Source organism: Eubacterium sp. CAG:161, assembly GCF_000432355.1.
GTDB classification, from domain to species: Bacteria; Bacillota; Clostridia; order Lachnospirales; family Lachnospiraceae; genus Eubacterium_G; species Eubacterium_G segne.
Genome location: NZ_HF991871.1, coordinates 195,812 through 216,235 on the forward strand (window position 1 = coordinate 195,812; position 20,424 = coordinate 216,235).

The window sequence follows — 20,424 nt, forward strand, 5'->3', positions numbered from 1 at the left end:
GGCAGCCATCATTCCTGCCGCGCCGCCTCCAATAATCAATACCTTACTCATTTCTAAATCCTTTTTTTCCGGGAAATTTACCCTTATTAAAAGATAACACCTGCTTTTAATAAGCAGGTGTTTAAAGTCTTTCACAATATAAATATTATACCGGATATGCTCCGTTTTCCTTATCAGCTACAGCCGGATCAACCTTTGTCTGCTGTGCTTCCCTGTATTCGAAAAATTCCTTTGCAACCTGTGGGAATAATGCGTATGTAAGAACATCCTCATCCTGCTGTTTCCACTGTGCACATTCTTTTTCAAACTTATCAAGAGATGGCTCTAACAAATCTGCCGGTCTGCAGGTAATAGGCTTTTCATCACCAATTGCCTTCTTCTGAACTTCTTCATTGAAAGGCTTAACTGTCTGACCATATTTTCCTGCTAACAAATCCTTTGCCTGCTGATTAATCATCTTGTATCTTTCACCCATAACAACATTTAAAACTGCCTGAGTACCAACAATCTGGCTTGATGGTGTAACAAGAGGTGGTTCACCAAAGTCCTTACGAACTCTTGGAACTTCTTCAAGAACCTGTTCAAACTTGTCTGATGCACCCATTTCATCTAACTGTGAAACAAGGTTTGATAACATTCCACCAGGTACCTGGTAAAGAAGTGTATTAATATTAACACCCATAACCTTTGGATTTAATAATCCATTCTTAAGGCACTCTTCTCTGTATGGTCTGAAGTAATCTGCAACCTGCTTTAACAGCTTCTGATCAAGACCTGTATCATAAGGTGTCCCCTTAAATGTCTCAACCATAACTTCTGTTGCCGGCTGTGATGTTCCCATAGAGAACGGTGAAATAGCTGTATCAATAATATCACATCCTGCTTCAACAGCTTTCATATATGTCATAGCTGCTACACCTGATGTGTAATGTGTATGAAGATCTATTGGAATGTCTGTTCCTTCTCTTAATGCCTGAACTAATTCAGTTGCCTTGTATGGTGTAAGAAGTCCAGCCATATCCTTGATACAAAGTGAGTTAGCACCCATATCTTCAATTCTCTTTGCTGTTTCTTTCCAATAATCAAGAGTATATGCATCTCCTAATGTATATGAAAGAGCAATCTGTGCATGACCTTTTTCCTTGTTTGCTGCCTTTACAGCTGTTTCTAAATTTCTAAGGTCATTTAAGCAGTCAAAGATTCTAATAATATCAATACCATTAGCTATTGATTTCTGAACAAAATATTCAACAACATCATCTGAATAATGACTATAGCCTAAAATATTCTGTCCTCTGAAAAGCATCTGTAATTTTGTATTTTTAAATCCGTCTCTTAACTTTCTAAGTCTCTCCCATGGATCTTCTTTTAAAAATCTAAGGGATGCATCAAAAGTTGCACCACCCCAACACTCAACTGCATGATAACCTACTTTATCCATTGTGTCGATAATAGGAAGCATTTCCTCAGTAGGCATTCTTGTGGCAATAAGTGACTGATGTGCATCTCTTAATATAGTTTCGGTAATCTTTACCGGTTTCTTATCTGCCATTTTTATTTCCTCCATTTAAATTCCGAATATAGCCATAAATGTTCCTGCAGCGACTGCAGTACCAATAACTCCGGCTACGTTAGGTCCCATTGCATGCATCAAAAGGAAGTTTGTAGGATCAGCTTCAGATCCAACCTTCTGTGATACTCTTGCTGCCATTGGCACGGCTGATACACCTGCAGAACCAATAAGTGGATTAACTTTTCCATGTGTTACAACACACATAAGTTTACCAAACAAAACTCCGGCTGCCGTACCTACTGCAAAGGCTACCAAACCTAAAATTACGATTTTAATTGTGTCAACATTAAGGAATGCTTCAGCACTTGTTGTAGCACCAACACTTGTTCCAAGTAAGATAACTACAATGTACATAAGTGCGTTACTTGCTGTTTCCTGTAACTGTTTAACAACTCCGGATTCTCTAAATAAGTTACCTAACATAAGCATACCAACTAATGGAGCTGTTGTAGGTAAAATCATAACAACAACGATAGTAACAACTATAGGGAATAAAATTTTCTCTAACTGTGAAACATGTCTAAGCTGTTCCATCTTAATTTCACGTTCCTTCTTAGTTGTTAATAATTTCATAATTGGTGGCTGAATAATAGGAACCAATGACATATACGAATATGCTGCTACTGCGATAGGTCCTAACAAATCAGTCTGTCCAAGCTTTCCTGCAAGGAAAATAGATGTAGGTCCGTCTGCTCCACCGATAATAGAGATGGCTGCAGCTGCCTTTCCACCAAATCCCATGAAAATTGCAAGGAAATATGCCCCATATATACCGAACTGTGCTGCAGCTCCAAGAAGGAAACTCTTTGGATTTGCAATAAGCGGTCCGAAGTCCGTCATAGCACCTACACCCATGAAAATAAGTGAAGGAAGAATACTATATTCGTCTAATATGTAGAAGTAATATAACAATCCTCCTGCTTCACCGTCAGCAGGTGCTTTCATAATGTCCGGATACATATTTACTAAGAGCATACCAAAGGCAATAGGAACCAGTAATAATGGTTCATATCCTTTTTTAATTGCTAAGTATAGGAAAATACAGGCTACGGCAATCATAATATAGTTTCCACCGCTAAGGCTAAAAAACGCTGATTGTCCTACCAGATTTCCCAATGTATCAAAGATGTTCATTTGTTACCTCCAGTTTTTTAATATTAACTAGTTTAATGTTGCAATAACTGCACCTGCTTCAAAGCTGTCTCCAACGCTAACAGAAATGCTTGCAACTGTTCCATCTTCCGGAGCAACAACAGAATTTTCCATCTTCATTGCTTCAAATACTAATATTGTTTCACCTTTCTTAACTGCCTGACCAGGATTTGCACTGATTGATAAAACTTTTCCAGGCATAGGTGCTGTAACCTTAACACTTCCTTCTTTTCCGGTAGCTACAGGTGCTGCCGGCTTAGCAGGTGCTGCTGCCTTCTTTGCAGGTCTTACCGGTGCACTTGCTGTACTTCCTGTTTCTTCAACAGTTACATCATATACATTTCCATTAACTGTAATTGTATAACTTTTCATTTTGTATCCTCCTAAATATAGATAGTAATTAACGTCTTCTTATTGATCTTACAACAAAACTGTCTGTAGATGTATGTTCGCTTGCGGCTATTGCAGCAGCAATAACAGCTATAAGCTCTGAATCATCCGTTGTCTCTTCTGTAGTACTTACCGTACTTTCAGACGGTGTGGTTGCTTCTTCTGAAGCTTTATTTTTCTTTCCAAAGGAATCAACAATTTTTGGAATGAATCCAAAGCAGGAAATAATAAAGCTTATAAAAATTAATACAAGGAATACAACGCCCATTCCGAGTAATGTGTTACCACCTGCTGTTTGAAGCTTACCTAACAAAGTGTTGTTTCCTTCGTCAGGAAGATTAAACTCTATGGATGTAGGCACACATCCGAGATTGTCAAATAATGATACATGCATAATCATCTTTAAATCTCTTTTTTCAAAATGAAGCATAGCGCTTACATCTACTTTTCCGTCTTCTGTTTCTTCAACTTCAATTTTGTCATAAGACTTATATTCACCGCATTTCTCATCGCCAACAGTTTTGGCAAAGTTCTCAAATGCGTCTGTCTGATAACTAAAATATCCACCAAGATATTCTAATTCATCATCACTGCAATTTGAATACTGAGATATGGCATTGGCATACTGTTCAACTAACGCTTTTGCCTGAGCCATGGTTATCTTGCCGTCTGCATATGTTTTCATATCCTCAGCAGATAACGTTGTCTCCTCCTGTGTAGCAGTCTCATCAAGATTAATCACATCATCTGCCATAACCATAACACTGCTTAAACCAAAACAAATTATAAGAGAAACCAGTGAAAATATTAAACGTAACTTTCTTTTAATATTCATATTGTCCTCCTATTAAACTGTTCCGTGCTTTTTACCAGGTCTGTCTTCAAATTTTGTATATAACATTTCAAATGCACCTATTATGTACTTTCTTGTATCAACAGGTTCAACAATACTATCAACATATCCTCTTGCAGCTGCTGACATTACACTGCCCTGAAGCTTCTGGTACTCTGCTGTCTTTTCAGCGATAACTTCTGTTGCATCACCGCTTTCAATTTCATCAGCATACATAATCTTAACAGCACTTGCAGCATCCATCATTCCAACCTTGGCTGTTGGCCATGCGTAAACAACGTCTGCACCTGTTGCCTTGCTGTTCATTGCAATATATGCACTTCCTATTGCATCTTCCACAATAAGATTTACCTTAGGAACTGTTGCGTTAGCAAAAGCATATATAAGCTTTGATGTAGCTTTTGCACCCTTCTTTTCCTGGCATTTTGTTGCCTTGAATCCATTAACATTAGTTAATGTAAGTATAGGAATTTCAAAAGCATCACAAAATTCAACAAAATCTGCAGCTTTTTCACAGCCGTTAGCTGTAAGCTTTGCTTCATATTCTGCTGTAACATTCATATCTTCATCATATGATTTAGTTCTGTTAGCTACTGCACCTACTGTAGCTCCATTTAACTTAATAAAAGCTGTAACCATTTCAGGAGCATAATCTTTCTTAACTTCAAGAACATATCCCTCATCTGAAATGCTTGTCAGTGCCTGTAATGTGTCCTCACCGCAGTTTTCAATTCCTTCTGCTGCTCTGTTTAAATCATCATCACATTCTAAATCAAATGCTTCATCCTCATTATTTGAAGGAATGACTGATATAAGGTCTCTTAATCCCTCCATGATTTCCTGCTGTGTTCCAACGAAATCAACATTTCCTGCTGTCTCACTCTGGAACTTAGCTGATGAACTGTCACACACTTCTTTTCTGTTTCCTTCAATTGCATCCGGAGAATTCACAAATAAATGTGCATTATCCTTCTCCATAAATGTAAAATCAGAAAGTCCTGCAATAACACTTAATCCTCCACCACAATTTCCAAATATTACTGAAATCTGTGGAATAACCCCTGATGCAAGTGACTGTTTCATATAAATCTGTCCAAATGCATTAAGTCCGTCTACTGACTCCTGAAGTCTAAGACCTGTACTGTCAATAAGGCCAATAACAGGTGCTCCCATCTTCATAGCCATATCGTAGAGGTTAGAAATTTTCTTAGCGTGCATTTCTCCAACTGAACCACCAAGTACTGATGAATCCTGGCTGTAAACATACACTAACTTTCCATTGATAACACCATATCCGGTAATAACACCGTCTGATGGAGTATCTTTTGCCTTGATGTTAAAATCTGTGCTTCTTGCTTTAACCAATCCGCCGATTTCAACAAAACTGTTATCATCAAGAAGAGTTTCTATCCTCTCTCTTGCTATAACTTTAGCTGCTGTACTCATAATCAGTCCTCCAATAAAATTTTAATCTTTTTTATCCAGTATATATCTTACCCGGATAACAAACGGCAAAGAAATATTTTATGTTTTAACATATATTTTGCCCACACATATATCCACGCCACTGCATCAATATATGTGTGAGCAAAATATTTACACAAACTCTGTAGTTTGCCGGTATATAACAACCAAATTTTTTGCCTTATATAGATTAAACCTTTTCCTGTCAAATAGCAAGTTATTTTTTTAATAAAAAAGGGCAAAAAACTTAATTTTTTTATGCTGTCTTAATTCTGTTTTTAATCCATTCGCTGTTAATCGGTTCAAAGGTCTTATCCTCAAAGTAAACATTGTACCATACAAGGAATACATAAACCGTCCATATTCTTCGGCTGTTATCAGCTTTTCCTGCCCTATGGTCTTCCATCAGTTTAACAAGAATATCTGTATTAAAGAACTGTTTTGCCGCATCACCGGTTAATGTTTCCATTACCTTGTTATAGTATTTATCTTCTTTAAGCCAAACTCTGATAGGTACCGGGAAGCCTAACTTTTTCTTGTTAGCTGTTGCCTCCGGAATATGTCTTTTTGCTGCAATTCTAAAAGCTCGCTTTGTAGCTTCGTTATTACATCTGAAATCTATAGGAAGCGTTTTTGCATATTTAAATACTTCCACGTCTAAAAACGGTACTCTTGATTCAAGGCAGTGAGCCATGCTCATTTTATCTGCCTTAAGCAAAATATCACCCTGAAGCCAGAAATTAGTATCAATATACTGCATCTTGGCAATGTCATTTAAGTGACTTACTTTCTTGTATGTTGGTGCCACGATTTCCTGTGGTGAAACATGAGTAGGTGCATTTTTAAGGAGTTTTTCCCTGTCTTTTACGGAAAACATATTGGCATTTCCAATAAATCTCTCCTCAACAGTTTTACTACCTCTTATAATAAAATCACGTCCCTTAACATCAGGCATTGCCGAGGCAACCTTTGCAAGACCTTTTCTTATGCATCTTGGTATTTTCTGATACCCCTTTAATGACAACGGTTCATGATAAATATTATAGCCGCCAAAGAACTCGTCTGCCCCTTCTCCTGACAAAACAACTTTTATCTGTTCAGCAGCAAGCTGGTCAACAAAATAAAGGGCAATACAGGATGGATCTGCTAAAGGTTCATCCATATAATACATTACTGTAGGGATTGAGTCAAAATATTCGTCACTGTCTATATTTTTGCTGTAATTTTTCTTGCCCAATTCTTTTACAAGACCTTCTGCATATCTTATTTCATTATACTTGCTTTGTTTATCCAAAAATCCCACCGTAAAGGTTTTTTCTCCCGGAAATTCCGATACAACATAACTTGAGTCAACTCCACTTGATAACAGAGAACCAACCTCAACATCTGCTATCATATGGGCATCAACAGTATTATGAACGACTTTTTCGATTTCAGAAACAGTTTCTTCTAAATCACCATCAGCCTTTGGTTCCATCATAGGGTCAAAATAACGTTCAATTTCCATTTTTCCGTCTTTATAAATCATATAATGTCCTGCCGGCAATTTATACACTCCCTTAAAGAATGTTTCAGGAAGTACGGAATACTGGAAGCTTAAATACTGCTCTAAAGCTTCCTCATTTACCTTTCTCTCAAATCCCGGATATTCTAATATTGCCTTGATTTCTGAAGAGAAAACGAGATTTTTGTTAATGTTTGCATAATAAAAAGGCTTAATTCCAAAATGATCCCTTGCACCAAACATAGTATTAGTTCTGCTGTCCCAAATGACAAAAGCAAACATTCCTCTTAGCTTATGCAGCAAATCTGTTCCATATTCCTCATATCCGTGAATAAGACATTCTGTATCTGAATCATTTGAAAACTGATGTCCCTTTTTAATAAGTTCTTTTCTTATCTCTAAGTGGTTATATATTTCTCCATTAAAAACAATTGCTATATCACCGGTTTCATTGTACATAGGCTGTGCACCATGACTTAAATCAATAATACTAAGTCTTCTGTGACCGATTGCCGCATGCTTGTCCACATACATTCCTTCATCATCGGGACCTCTGTGGGCAATTTTGTCCATCATGTTTTTTAAAACTTTTCTGCTGTTATCTAATTCTCCAATTATTCCACATATTCCACACATACTTTATATCTCTCTTTCATTAGTTTCGCCTTATAAAACTGCCTTTACTTCATCTTCCTTTATAACTTCACTTATAAGAACACGTTCATCCATAGGGTGCTTAACTCCCTTTATTTCCTGATAATCTTCATGTCCCTTTCCTGCTAAAACTATAACATCTCCATCCTTTGCATTTAAAATGGCGTAACGTATGGCATCTTTTCTGTCAGGAATTGTTACATATTCCCCATCTGCCTTATGCACCCCAACTAAAATATCATTAATAATATCCATAGGTTCCTCAAATCTTGGATTATCTGATGTTACAATGGTAAAATCAGATAGTTTTGATGAAACCTCACCCATTTCAAATCTTCTGCCTCTCGCCCTGTTTCCACCACATCCAAACACTGTAACTAAGCGCTTTGGGTTATATTCCTTAAGGCTTTTAAGAAGACTTTCTAAGCTCATAGCATTATGGGCATAATCTATCATAAGAGTAAATCTCTTTGATACAGGAATAATTTCAACTCTTCCTTTCACCCTTACATTTTTAAGGGCTTCTCTTATCTTTTCAACATCATTTGTAAAATGACTGCATATTGCTATAGCACATAATGAATTATATACACTAAAATTCCCCGGAATATCAATTTCCACAGGGAAATTCATTTTTCCTGATAAATCATATGAAACACACAGGCTCCCCGGCTTTGTAAATAACCTAATATCTGATGCCTTAAAATCATAATCGCCCTTTACACCAAAGGTTTCCAATTCACATGTGTGTCCCTCTAAAACCCTGTCTATATAATCTGCATCCATATTCACAATTCCCTGACGGCACTGCTTTAGCAACATACTTTTGCAATGAAGATAATCGTCAAAGTCCTTGTGTTCATTAGGGCCAATATGGTCAGGCTCAATATTGGTAAATATACCATAGTCAAATGTAAATCCTGATACTCTGTGAAGCATAAGTCCCTGGGACGAAACCTCCATTACCACACATTTGCAGCCTGCTTTAACCATTTTGGCAAAGGTCTCCTGAACCACAAAAGACTCCGGTGTGGTATTTTTAGCAGGAGTTATTTCATCTCCTACAATAGTTTCAATTGTTCCTATAAGTCCTGTTTTTATTCCAACGCTTTCTAAAACCTGACGTACCATATATGTAGTTGTTGTTTTTCCTTTAGTTCCCGTTATACCAATGGTAATGAGTTTTTCTGCCGGATGTCCAAAATACGCCGCCGACATACAGGCTAATGCATATCTGGTATCTTCAACCTTTATAACTGTAATGTTCGCATCTACATTTACATCTTCCATTACCACAACTGCAACAGCACCTTTTTGTGCCACATCTTCTATAAATTCATGTCCGTCAAATCCGGCACCCTTAATACACACAAATACATCATCCCCTGAAACCTTTCTTGAATCATTTACAAGATGATTTATTGTCACTTCATCCGTGCCTTTTACTATGGTATATTCAATTTTTTCCAATAAATCTTTTAATAACATATTATTTCCTCATTAAATATCAATATTTCCGGTAAATGCAATCCTTGCAGGTCCCGTCATGTAAACTGTATTTTCATCTGTATTATATTTTATTTTCAAATCTCCGCCTAATAGCTTCACAGTAACCTTATTGTCTGTAAGATTATTTAATACACAGGCAACAACACTGGCACAGGCACCGGTTCCGCAGGCTAAGGTTTCTCCTGAACCACGCTCCCAGACTCTCATTTTAATTGTTTTTCTGTCAATTATCTGAATAAATTCCGTATTGACTCTGTCAGGAAAAATTTCATTTTTTTCAAATCCCGGCCCAATTTTTTCGATTTTCAGACTATCTGTATCATCAACAAATGTAATGGCATGAGGATTTCCCATGGAAACACAGGTGATGCCATATTCCTTACCATCAATAACAACCGGTTCATTAATTACCTTCTCTTTGTCAGATATAACCGGTACATCCTTTGCATTTATAATAGGACTTCCCATATTAACCCGTACTGTTTTAACCTTACCATTTTCCACATTTAATTTAAGTGTCTTAATTCCTGCTAAGGTTTCCACGGTTATAACTTCTTTATCAATCATTTTATAATCATAAACATATTTAGCAACGCATCTGATTCCGTTTCCACACATTTTCCCTTCAGAGCCGTCTGCATTGTACATACTCATTTTAAAATCTGCCACTTCTGAAGGATTTATAACTATAAGTCCGTCTGAACCGATTCCAAAATGTCTGTCGCTTACAATTTTCGACAACTCGTTGGGATTATCTATTTTTGTATTGAAACCATTAACATAAACGTAATCGTTTCCACAACCTTCCATTTTCACAAATTCCATATAAACAAGACTCCTTTAAATTTCATAATCTGTCTTTTTAACTTTTTACATTATGCACACATATTAGTATGCACAAGCAAATTCGGTTTAAATATACCACAGTTAGCTTTATAAATAAAGTAATTATTGAAATATGAAATAATCTAAAGTCTTTTTAAAGCAATATTTAAAATCATATTTTTCAACACTATCCACAGCCTCTATTTTACATTTTTTCACACATTGATTATTTATATACAGTTTTACTTCCCCTATTTTTTCTCCTGATTTTATAGGTAATTCATAGTTAAACTCCGTTTTTGCTTCCACTGTATCATTCCTAGATACCAATGCTTTGTAGGGACCAATGGCAACAGCTATAATTTGTTTTTTTGTTCCATTTTCAATATTTACGGGAAAAGATATTCTGTTTTTCAAAATTTTTTTGGTATCAAAGTTATTTTTTCCATAATCCATTAATTTAGTAGTATCTCTCCACTTATATGTTTTGTTAGGAGGCCATCCGCTGGCAAGAACACAGGAAACATACACTCTGTTGTTGCTTTTTACGGCACCTACAAAACAATATCCTGCATCACCTGTAAATCCTGTCTTTATTCCAATGGCATCACTGCTCATATTAAGAAATGCATCTTTGTTATTAACAACAATATGTCTCTTATTGCTGCAATCATAAAAGGAATAGGATTTTGTATTTGTAATTTTTAAAAACTGCTGATTTTTTATGGCATAAGCTCCAATTAAAGCCATATCATATGCTGTAGAAAAATGCCCCTTAGCATCAAGTCCGTTAGGAGTAACAAAATTGGTGTTGACTGCACCAATTTCTCCTGCTTTTTTGTTCATAAGTTTTACAAATTCTTCCACACTTCCTGCTACCCCTTCTGCCACAGCCACTGCCACATCATTATAAGACTCTAGCATCATGGCATAAAGCAAATCTCCTATTTTATATTTTTCCCCTTTTATGGCATTCATATGAACTTTAGGCATAGAAGCTGCCCTTTTGCTTATTTCCACCACCTCATCAGGAGATGCATTTTCAAGGGCAACTATACATGTCATTATTTTCGTTGTACTTGCCATTGCCATTTTATTATTATAATTCTTTCCAAAAAGCACTCTGCCTGTTTTTCCGTCAATAAGTACCGCTGACTTTGCAGATAATTCGCTTTCCTTAAGTTCCTTTGTTTCCTCTCCAAATCCCTGTTTAGAAAACACCATATTAAGTACCAAAACTAAAATTATAAAACAACATTTTAATCTTTTATTCATTATTATCACTTTAAACATGCATCCGTATAATATATGCATTTTAAGTAACTTTTATCCCCTTGTATAAAAATATGTGTTAATCATTGGATTTAAGGGTTACCTCTTCCTCTGCCTCATGTTTAAACTCATCTATCATATCCTGACTTACTACAGGGAGGCTGTCTGCTGATTCCACACCAAATCTTCTTAAAAATTCCTCAGTAGTTCCAAATAAAAGAGGACGTCCCGGTGTGTCCATTCTCCCTACCTCTTCCACCAGCATATACTCCACTAACTTATTAACTGCGAAATCTGATTTTACTCCTCTTATTCTTTCAATTTCAGACTTTGTTATAGGCTGTTTGTAAGCAATAATAGATAAGGTTTCCATTAAAACATCCGTTAAAACCTGTCTTTTAGGCTGCTTTGCCACCTTAATAAGTGCTTCGTACATTTCCGGTTTAGTACACATCTGGTATGCCCCGTCAAGTTCTATGATTTTCACCCCTCTTTCAGGAGTGTCCATTTCTTTTTGCATTTCTTTTACTATTTTTTTTACTTCTGAAGGTTTGATTTCTAATGCATTTGCAATTTTATTAATATCAACTGATTCCCCCATGGTAAATAAAATAGCCTCTATTTCTGCTTTGTAATTTCTTTCCATTTTAACCTCTTTACTCTATTGAATCTATGTATATATCATCAAAAGTTTTTTCCTGATGAACTTCAATTTTTCCAATTTTAATTAATTCCAACACCGCCAGAAATGAAACAATAACTTCCATTTTTGAACTTTGCTGTTCTAAAAGCTGCTTAAAACTACATCTTTTTCTTTTCTTTAGTACATCAGTAACAAAATCCATTTTGTCAGGAAGGCTTACTTCCTCCATTTCAATTTTTCCAAATTTACTTCTTACAGGATCAATTTTATCCATTTGTCTTTTAAGCACCATTTGAAAAATATCATTTAACTTTGACAAATCCACATCTGATAGCAATTTATCCAAATCCACCGGAGGCTCATATTTTTTAACCTCCTCAGGAACTGTAGGCTCTTTATATAATGATTTTCCAGCGTAAACCTGCATATCTCTTAATTCCCCTGCAGCATATTTGTACATCTTATATTCAATAAGTTTCTCCACCAGTTCTGCCCTAGGGTCAATTTCTTCACCGTTTTCGTCCACTTCTTTTGGTAGAAGCATTCTGCTTTTTATATCTATCAGGGTAGCTGCCATTACCAAAAATTCACTTGCCAAATCCAAATCATCTTTCGGCATTTTACTTACGCAATCAAGATACTGTTCCGTAATTTCCACAATAGGTATGTCATAAATATCTACTTTGTTTTTTTCAATAAGATGCAGCAGTAAATCAAGAGGTCCTTCAAATGCATCCAGTTTAACTTCCAGTTCAATCATTTTAATTTCTCTCCATTTTTTCTCGAACTTTAATTGTACATAAAAAATTTCTTTTTTTCAATACAATATAATTTTAAGCACCTAAATTTATCAGGTTATCTGGAACATATATTTTACTAATTTTAGAAATGTGAAACCATAATCTGCTTTATCCACCGTTTCCTCTGCCATAATTTTAACTTCTCCGATTTTCTTTTTATCCATTATGTATTCAATTTTTCCTACTATATCTCCCTTCCTTACCGGTGCATTTATGTTGTCTTTTAAAGCCACTTTAGATTCTATACCATCAATTTTTCCACCTTTAGTATCAACATATGAAAATGTATCATTTTGCACTTTTACTTTGTCCTTTTCCCCGCCACATATATTTACCTTGTTCTGATATTTCTTATTATCCTTATACACCTTACAATTTGAAAAACCGTAATTTATAAGGCTGTTGGACTGGACAAATCTTGCCTTATAATCCGGAGCCGCCATAACCACTGCAATCAATTCCACACCATCCTTTTCTGCCACAGTGGAAACACAGTATTTTGCTTTTGACGTGCTTCCTGTTTTAAGCCCTTTTACATACCTATTGGTTTTAAGTAACTTATTTGTGTTAGTAAGCATAAATTCACTTTCCCCTTTATTGGTTTTGTGTGTAAAACTTTCCATCCATATGGTAGAATATTTAAAAATCTCCGGATACTTCACAATTAATTCTCTTGACATAATTGCCACATCCATTGCTGATGTATAATGATTATCCGAATCAGTCAGCCCACAGCAATCTTCAAAATGTGTATGTTTCATTCCAAGGTTCTTTGCCCTTTTATTCATTTCCTTTACAAATTCTTCTTCTGAACCTGAAATATGCTCAGCCATGGCTACAGATGCATCATTTCCCGATGCAATTATAATGCACTTTATAAGAGTTTCTACATTTTGTTGCTCTCCTTCTTCCAAAAACACCTGGGAACCTCCCATACTTTTGGCATGGGCACTGGTAGTAACCATATCCTCTAACTTTATTTTACCACTATGTATTGCATCAAAAATTAGTATTAAAGTCATTATTTTAGTTATACTAGCAGGACTTAATTTTTCATTTTCATTTTCTGCTTTAATTACTGTTTTTGAGGACGCCTCCATAAGTACATAGGATTTACATTTCATCTCTGCTTTTTCATCACCTTGTATTGTAAATGTGGACGTTATCAAAATACTTAGTGAAATCATAGCAACCAGCACTCTTTTAAACAACCTGTTGCACCATTTTTCATAAAACATGATTTTTTCCATAAAAAAACTCCATTACACCTTTATACATTGTAATGGAGTTTAAAAATTTTATGCTATTTTTCTTTCTTCTTTTTCTTTGAAGATTTAGATTTTGTTTTTTTCGACTTATCCTTTGTTGTTTGTGCCTTAGTGCTTGACGGTTGCATTTCCTCCTGATTATATACAAAAGGCTCTGTTTTTGACAGCACATGCTCATCAGAATTTTGCTGATATACCGAGAAGCTGTCGCCATCTTTTAAGTCCGGATAAACAATCATCAATGTATTAGGATCTATATATACCGTTTTTTGCTTTTCGTCATTTATATATACCTTACTGTAGCTTGTAAAATAATTTCCGTATATATACACCGTACCTACATCATCCCCAATAGGGGTAACGGAGCTTACCTTTACATCATGAAGTCCGAATTTCAAATCTGTTGGCTTATATGGGTTTTCTCCGTTTGCCGCATAATTGTCTCCATAAAGCAAATCGTAAGATAAATTCTTAAGGCCTTCCTGATAGGTTTCATCGTCATCATTTTTGTGTAACTGTGTGTAATTATTAATCTTTCCGGAGTTCATATTTAAGCCACCAAGTATTTTGGACTCCAACTGATACGCTTCTATATCCTCGTTAGTATAATTAGTCTTAAAATTAGACCAGATAGCATACTGAGTCTGGTATACATCACCGTTTACCAAATCCTCTCCTGATATACCAAAGCTTGGCAGATGATCACCATACATTACAAGAATGGTATCCTCACCAAAGTTTTTAAGGGCTTTTGTAAGTTTTCTTAAAAACTTATCCATTTCATTAGTCTGCCATGCATAATACTGATACTGGTTTGTAACGTCTTCATCGTCTACACCTGAAACTTTAATAGGATAGTCATAATCACCACTTGTAGGATAACTTCCATGTCCCTGTACTGAAATAGTATAAATGAAGTCCTGCTTTTTAGTAGATTTTAATGCCTGCATAATATAATCCGTAAGGAAATAATCCTTTGCCCATCCCATAGGTGTAAAATCATCTATATACATATTTTCAATAGATTGGAATGTATCATATCCTAAATTAGAAAATACCACATTTCTTCCATAAAAGGTTGCAGTGTTATTATGAATGGCATGACAGCTGTAGCCATACTCCTTTAAGTTGTAGCATATGCTTTCACTGGTAGTATCTACTAATTTAGTTTTAAAAGGATATTCTCCCGGACCAAAGAAATCTAAATTAATTCCTGTCATAACCTCAAATTCCGTATTTACCGTTCCAGCACCAACTATAGGCACATTTAAGTATCCACTTGGATAATTTTTCATTAACTTTTCAAAATACGGAACAGGATTTTTTGATAATTTAACATTTTTAAGATTGTTCATATCAAAAAATGACTCTAACTGCAAGAAAATAATATTTGGTTTCTTCTTAGCCTTCTTAAGGGTTGTTTTATCGTCATCATCCTTCACTATTTTTTCAATAGTTTCACCTGAATATGAATTAGGCTTGTCAATTCCTGTATTTATAAGACTATTTGAAAAACAATAAACAAATCCGTAATCATAATACGACACTCTAAGTTCTCCAAATTTCATGGAAAGAAGTTCTGATGCCACTCCCAAATTAATTGTTCCCAGACCTATCGCCCAAATAACAGCAATTCCAATAATATTTCTTGCATATTTAATCTTGTGATTGACTTTTGGTGCCTTAAAGAACATAACGACCAGTCCTACTATTGCCAAAATAAGTGCAATAACAACCAAAACAATCTGAAATGTTGAAAAATACTTATTTATAACCCCTAAAGCACTATCAATAAGCATCAAATCCACTGCCGTAAAAGGTGTTACCCTGTTAGAAAGCAACACACCATTGGCCACTCCCAGAATCAACCAAATAACAGAAATCAATGTCATTCCAAAAAACCTTCTTTTCATAAGAAAGGTAAATGAAAGGGTCATTAATATTATCATTGCACTACAGATAAATACATACGGATTTCCTATAAGGAAATATATGCCCTTTAAAAATGACTTTCTGGCTAACATTTCAATAACCAGATTAATAAGTAATGCCGTTACCACATACATGTATATTATGTGCTTATTATATGTTTTGCTGAAAAATGCCCTGGCTGAATGGTATTTTTCCTTAGCTATTCCTATATATTTTTTTACTTTCTCTTTCATTAAAAAGTGCCTCCTAAAGCTGTTATTTTCCGGCTATCATATGTCTGATAGCCTCTACGGATACCTTTATGGCATTATCGGTATCGTAACAGTCCTCCTCACTAAATCCTTTTAATTTACGCTCCTGATTCCAGATAACATGAAATACCGAACCACATTTCACCCCCAGACTTGCTGCTACCGTAAACAATGCTGCCGATTCCATTTCACTGGCAAGAACTCCTAATCTCTTCCATGCTTCCCATTTATTAAGAAGTTCATATGATACAGGCATTCTGTCAGGATTATGCTGACCGTAAAATGAGTCTTTGCACTGCACCACTCCACAATGATAACGCAAATTATTTTTTTTGCAAGCATAAACTAATGCTTCCGTAACATCAAAGTCAGAAACTGCAGGGTATTCAATTGGTGCATATTCCCTGCTGGTGCCTTCGTGTCGCACCGCTCCTGTTGCTATAACACAGTCCCCTGCTAAAACTTTTAAATTAATACCTCCACAAGTTCCTATTCTTATAAAAGTATCAGCGCCACAGGCTACTAATTCCTCCATGGCAATAGCTGCTGACGGTCCTCCTATTCCTGTAGAGGTAACTGAAACTTTTTCTCCTGATATATATCCTGTATATGTTGTAAATTCTCTATTTTGTGCAATAAGCCTTGGTTCATCAAAATATCCGGCAATTTTTTCACATCTTCCCGGATCTCCCGGTAAAATCACATATTTCCCAATATCTCCCTTTGATATTTGTAAATGAAACTGTTTATCCATATTTTTGCTCCTTACTTAACAACTCTTTTATCCATAATGTCTTAGTAAATAGAATACCCATAATATTTGAATTTTCTATGAACTTTTGAATTTTTATACCAAATAACTGCTTTTTCTTTTATTTTCGTACTTTAAACTGTTGAATTATTGTAAACTTATGTTATACTATCATACGTGGTTAGTAGGATTTAGAATACTTATCTTTCTTTCTCCGGCTAACATTTTATAATTATACATTAAAGGAGGACGTTATGGGTAGTACATTTTTTAGAAAGCTACCAACTCCTTTGGAAATCAAGACAAGTTATCCTGTTCCAGAGGCAGTTGCAAATCAGAAAAAAATCAATGACGAAGAAATTAGAAAGATATTTACAGGTGAAAGTGATAAATTTGCCGTAATTATAGGTCCTTGTTCAGCTGACAATCAGGAAGCTGTTGAAGATTATATAGGAAGACTTGCAAAAGTTCAGGAAAAAGTTAAAGATAAACTTTTTATTATTCCAAGAGTTTACACTAACAAACCTAGAACAACAGGAAAAGGTTATAAAGGTATGTTACATCAGCCTGATCCTGAAAAGAAACCTGATTTATTGCAGGGGCTTATTACAATAAGACAAATGTTCTTGAAAATCATGGAGGATACTAAGTTCCCAATTGCAGATGAAATGCTTTATCCTGAAAATGCAAGATACTTTTCAGATTGCCTTTCATATGTTGCAGTAGGTGCCCGTTCTGTTGAAAACCAGCAGCACCGTCTTACAGCCAGCGGTTTAGATATTCCTGTAGGAATGAAAAATCCTACCAGCGGAGATTTATCCATTATGCTTAACTCTATTGAGGCAGCCCAGTCTTCTCATTCTTTCCTTTACAGAGGTTGGGAAGTTCAGACTGAAGGTAATGATTTAGCCCACGCCATATTAAGAGGTGCCGTAAATCAATATGGTCAGTGTATACCAAATTACCATTATGAGGATATGGTAAATCTTTATTCAATGTATATGAAAAAAGGATTTGAAAATCCTGCTGTTGTTATTGATTGTAATCATTCAAATTCAAACAAGCAGTATATGGAACAGATTCGTATTGCAAAGGAAATAATGCATAACCGTAAACATTCAGAAGATTTAAAACATTTTGTCAAAGGTCTTATGATTGAAAGCTATATTGTTGGTGGAAATCAGAAAATTGATGAACACTGCTACGGAAAGTCAATAACTGATCCATGCCTTGGCTGGGAAGATACAGAAAAATTGTTATACATTATTGCTGAAGAAGCATAAAACTTAAACTCCGGAATTTTCACTTATGTGAATATGACCGGAGTTTTTTACACACAAAAAGAGGCATCATCTAATGACAATACCTCTCAATATATCACCTTATTATTTATGCTTTCGGATGTGCCTTTTCATATACTTCTCTTACTCTACGGCTTGCAGGTGTCATATACATCTGAGTAGTAGATATATCAGAATGTCCAAGCATTTGTTGTACAGCCTTTAAGTCTGCCCCGTTTTCAACCAAATGTGTTGCAAATGAATGGCGAAGTGTATGGGGTGTTATATCTGACTTAATTCCGGCTTTCTTCCCATAAGCCTTTATCAGTTTCCAAAATCCCTGTCTGCTCATTTCCCTGCCTGAACAATTAGGATATAAAACATCACTATCCTTATTTTCTCCAAGCAAACTTTCCCTTCCATCTTTCAGATACGCAACAAGTGCGTTCTTTGCCTCTGTTCCAAAAGGTATCTGACGGTCTCTTTTTCTGTCATGACATACTACAAATTCATAATTAATATTAACATCATTTACCTTCAGTGTAATAAGTTCTGAAACACGCATTCCCGTTGCATACAAAAGCTCTAACATAGATTTATCTCTAAGTTCTTTTGGCGTGTTTCTTGAAGGTTGCTTTAAAAGATCATCAATTTCATTTATAGACAAAATCTCCGGTGCTTTTTTTTCTATCTTAGGAGATTTCATGTCAGAAGCAGGATTGTCTGTAATATATCCCTCCTGATACAAATATCCAAAAAATGCTTTCATCGACGCAATATTTCTTGATATTGTAGTAGGTGCTCTTCCAATAGTCTCTAATGATGAAATGTATCCTTCTAATTCCTCTTTTGTAATATCTGAAATATTATCCGTACTATAACTATTATTAAGATATATAAAAAGTTTCGTTAAGTCTCTTTTATATGAGACTTCTGTGTTGCTTGAAGTATTCTTTTCACTATGTAATTTTAAAATGAATTCTTCAATTAATCTTTGCATTTTTTCCTCGCTATACTCTATATTAAGAGTGTCAAATCTTATTATATAAGGCTTTTTCAATAAAATCAAATACAATTTTTCACAATTTTTTGAACAAAATTTAGGTTACATAAAAACGATACCACATATACTGACAAACATAAATTCCGACACAATATCTAGTAAATTTCCTTTAGAAATTAATTTTAGAATATGAAAAAATTTTGTAACAAAGATGAAATAATAAAAATCAAAAAACTTATTCCCCTTCCTACATTTTTCCTGTTGCCGTCACACATATATACCGTTCCTATGATTTTAGCCATAGTATCTATGCCTGCCCCCACAAGCAATAAAGTGTGTGAGCTTACAGATACAGTAATTATTCCTGCCAACACAAATGCAAAGTAAAAAACAAAAAACGGAACAATTTTATCTTTTATTCTGAAAAAAGATAAAATAAATATTCCCAGCAAAAACTTCACATCTCCTAAGAGAACATAAATTATACCATCAAACAGATTGTTAAATTTTATGTTTTCAACATTATTAAAAGAAAAATCTATGCCTAGAAAATTATACACAAGAGTTCCTGTTATAATTCCCAATATAAAGGCATAGATTTTGTAGTTTTTTTCCGCTAATTTATAATTCATACATTATTCCTTTGCCATTTATGGTATGAAAAGCAATATATTTTGCATTCTCATATGTTAATATATGAATCTAAATATGAAAAATTACTTTTCACAGTCCCCTTTTACATACTTACAATAATATGTCAAAAGAGAGGACACTGTTTTAGCATCATTAATTTCGTTAGCTATTATTTTCTCCATTAATTCATCTATTGTGTAAATTTCTAAGGAAATATCTTCATCTTCATCAAACTTCTGATGAGATTTTTCCAAATCAAAGGCAACATATACGTCTATTTTTTCTCCTGAATAAGCAATAGCCGGAACTAATGTCTGTAAAAACTCAACACGAGAAGATTTGTATCCCGTTTCTTCTTCTAATTCTCTTGCTGCACACATATTAGTAGGCTCGTTTTCTCCATCTCTTCCTCCGGCCGGAATTTCCAGAGCAAATCTGTCTATGGCATTTCTCCACTGTCTTACCATAATAATTCGTCCATCATCTAAAACCGGAATAACTGCCGCTGCACCCTTATGTTGTAAAAAATCCCACTTCACATGATGCCCCTTAGGTGTTATTATATCATCTTTACAAAAATCAAGAATTGCTCCTTTATATACAATCTGACGATTAATACGCTTAAACTCCTTCATAAAATCCTCCATTCCGTATTTTTTACTTATGA

General features: G+C 35.0%; 18 protein-coding genes. 1 reads left to right on the plus strand and 17 read right to left on the minus strand.

What is annotated here, in order from left to right; all coding sequences use genetic code 11:
- Nucleotides 1-145: 145 nt before the first annotated feature.
- From Q5O30_RS07500 to udp, 14 genes are all read right to left on the minus strand, one after another.
- Complete coding sequence (locus Q5O30_RS07500; protein ID WP_021953137.1) at nt 146-1,552, minus strand: oxaloacetate decarboxylase subunit alpha; 1,407 nt, start codon at nt 1,550-1,552, stop codon at nt 146-148.
- Nucleotides 1,553-1,567: 15 nt separating this feature from the next.
- Complete coding sequence (locus Q5O30_RS07505) at nt 1,568-2,707, minus strand: sodium ion-translocating decarboxylase subunit beta (RefSeq protein WP_021953138.1); 1,140 nt, start codon at nt 2,705-2,707, stop codon at nt 1,568-1,570.
- 27 nt (nt 2,708-2,734) lie between these two features.
- Nucleotides 2,735-3,097 (minus strand): biotin/lipoyl-containing protein, encoded by a 363-nt coding sequence (locus Q5O30_RS07510; protein ID WP_021953139.1) that lies wholly within the window; start codon nt 3,095-3,097, stop codon nt 2,735-2,737.
- A gap of 28 nt (nt 3,098-3,125) precedes the next feature.
- Nucleotides 3,126-3,950: an OadG family protein gene (locus Q5O30_RS07515; RefSeq protein ID WP_021953140.1), complete on the minus strand. Its 825-nt coding sequence runs from the start codon at nt 3,948-3,950 to the stop codon at nt 3,126-3,128.
- A gap of 12 nt (nt 3,951-3,962) precedes the next feature.
- Nucleotides 3,963-5,414 carry an acyl-CoA carboxylase subunit beta gene (locus Q5O30_RS07520; protein WP_021953141.1) on the minus strand — a complete coding sequence of 484 codons (1,452 nt, stop codon included), beginning with the start codon at nt 5,412-5,414 and terminating at the stop codon, nt 3,963-3,965.
- 274 nt (nt 5,415-5,688) lie between these two features.
- Complete coding sequence (gene asnB, locus Q5O30_RS07525) at nt 5,689-7,572, minus strand: asparagine synthase (glutamine-hydrolyzing) (protein ID WP_021953142.1); 1,884 nt, start codon at nt 7,570-7,572, stop codon at nt 5,689-5,691.
- Nucleotides 7,573-7,602: 30 nt separating this feature from the next.
- On the minus strand, nt 7,603-9,078 hold the full coding sequence (locus tag Q5O30_RS07530; protein WP_021953143.1) for a UDP-N-acetylmuramoyl-L-alanyl-D-glutamate--2,6-diaminopimelate ligase: 1,476 nt from the start codon (nt 9,076-9,078) through the stop codon (nt 7,603-7,605).
- Between the two features lie 12 nt (nt 9,079-9,090).
- Nucleotides 9,091-9,924: a diaminopimelate epimerase gene (dapF, locus tag Q5O30_RS07535; protein ID WP_021953144.1), complete on the minus strand. Its 834-nt coding sequence runs from the start codon at nt 9,922-9,924 to the stop codon at nt 9,091-9,093.
- A 123-nt stretch (nt 9,925-10,047) separates the two neighbouring features.
- A complete protein-coding gene (locus tag Q5O30_RS07540) occupies nt 10,048-11,199 on the minus strand; it encodes a D-alanyl-D-alanine carboxypeptidase family protein (RefSeq protein ID WP_302674638.1) in 1,152 nt (383 codons plus the stop codon).
- 76 nt (nt 11,200-11,275) lie between these two features.
- Nucleotides 11,276-11,842: an SMC-Scp complex subunit ScpB gene (gene scpB / locus Q5O30_RS07545; RefSeq protein ID WP_021953146.1), complete on the minus strand. Its 567-nt coding sequence runs from the start codon at nt 11,840-11,842 to the stop codon at nt 11,276-11,278.
- Between the two features lie 10 nt (nt 11,843-11,852).
- Nucleotides 11,853-12,596, minus strand: a complete 744-nt coding sequence (locus tag Q5O30_RS07550; protein WP_302674648.1) for a ScpA family protein — start codon at nt 12,594-12,596, stop codon at nt 11,853-11,855.
- A 93-nt stretch (nt 12,597-12,689) separates the two neighbouring features.
- Complete coding sequence (locus Q5O30_RS07555; protein WP_021953148.1) at nt 12,690-13,889, minus strand: D-alanyl-D-alanine carboxypeptidase family protein; 1,200 nt, start codon at nt 13,887-13,889, stop codon at nt 12,690-12,692.
- Between the two features lie 53 nt (nt 13,890-13,942).
- Complete coding sequence (locus tag Q5O30_RS07560) at nt 13,943-16,072, minus strand: LTA synthase family protein (RefSeq protein WP_021953149.1); 2,130 nt, start codon at nt 16,070-16,072, stop codon at nt 13,943-13,945.
- A 22-nt stretch (nt 16,073-16,094) separates the two neighbouring features.
- Entirely contained in the window at nt 16,095-16,844 is a 750-nt protein-coding gene (gene udp / locus Q5O30_RS07565) for a uridine phosphorylase (RefSeq protein WP_021953150.1), read from the minus strand.
- A gap of 251 nt (nt 16,845-17,095) precedes the next feature.
- On the opposite strand from udp, the gene Q5O30_RS07570 reads away from it, so the two are divergent.
- Nucleotides 17,096-18,124 (plus strand): 3-deoxy-7-phosphoheptulonate synthase, encoded by a 1,029-nt coding sequence (locus Q5O30_RS07570; protein ID WP_021953151.1) that lies wholly within the window; start codon nt 17,096-17,098, stop codon nt 18,122-18,124.
- 106 nt (nt 18,125-18,230) lie between these two features.
- Here Q5O30_RS07570 and xerD read toward each other — a convergent pair whose 3' ends face one another.
- The 3 genes from xerD to Q5O30_RS07585 form a co-directional block, all read right to left on the minus strand.
- Nucleotides 18,231-19,121, minus strand: coding sequence for a site-specific tyrosine recombinase XerD (gene xerD / locus Q5O30_RS07575; RefSeq protein WP_021953152.1), 891 nt, complete (start codon nt 19,119-19,121; stop codon nt 18,231-18,233).
- Nucleotides 19,122-19,306: 185 nt separating this feature from the next.
- Entirely contained in the window at nt 19,307-19,756 is a 450-nt protein-coding gene (locus Q5O30_RS07580) for a hypothetical protein (protein WP_021953153.1), read from the minus strand.
- Nucleotides 19,757-19,840: 84 nt separating this feature from the next.
- Nucleotides 19,841-20,392, minus strand: coding sequence for an NUDIX domain-containing protein (locus tag Q5O30_RS07585; protein ID WP_021953154.1), 552 nt, complete (start codon nt 20,390-20,392; stop codon nt 19,841-19,843).
- Between the last annotated feature and the right edge of the window lie 32 nt (nt 20,393-20,424).